Below are 623 nucleotides of genomic sequence, written 5' to 3' on the forward strand. Positions count from 1 at the left end.
TCTTGAACAATTTGTTATGTTTGTTGTTCAGCAAGAGCTTTAGCAAATATCCTAGATAATGAATTTGGGTCTGAAAATGACTCAAAAACAACCCCAACGTGTTTTGAACAGCTTTCAATCACAGAAATAGGTTTAGAACATGGCTCATTAGGCTTTGCCAATTCTCTTCTAAGTACTACAAATGACTTTGTATCAGCCATTGCTTTTATCGAGTCTAAAGTCAATTCTATGGCTAGGTTATGAGCGATGTTATTTCGAATACGATTTAGACACTTGATACCGGCAAGTAACTCTTCCAATTGTGGTTCGTTTGCTTGCTCTACGAGATCCACCTTTTGTGCAAATGTTAGCTTGTCAGCCTTTTTCCGAGAAGTTGATAATGAGCTAGACACTAGGTAACCTGCCATATAGTGCTCAACGAATAAATGAGAGCGAAGAACTCTACCGATTATCTCAGTATGCTGATGCCATTTAGAGTTTATTACCTGTAGCGAGCGGTCTGAATTTACCTTTAATTGCTCAACGCCACCTGATAATTCAATAACTCTCGCAATTATTTCTGCTTGATTCATTCAGATATTTCCTCGACAAACATAACGCCCGGCTAAGGGGTTGACAACGCA

General features: G+C 38.8%; 1 protein-coding gene. It reads right to left on the reverse strand.

Annotated elements, in window-relative coordinates; genetic code table 11:
• Positions 1 to 14 precede the first annotated feature (14 nt).
• Positions 15 to 572 carry a hypothetical protein gene (locus tag PL85_RS18540; protein ID WP_147288192.1) on the reverse strand — a complete coding sequence of 186 codons (558 nt, stop codon included), beginning with the start codon at positions 570 to 572 and terminating at the stop codon, positions 15 to 17.
• Positions 573 to 623 lie beyond the last annotated feature (51 nt).

The organism is Vibrio anguillarum (assembly GCF_001989995.2).
Taxonomy (GTDB): Bacteria; Pseudomonadota; Gammaproteobacteria; order Enterobacterales; family Vibrionaceae; genus Vibrio; species Vibrio anguillarum.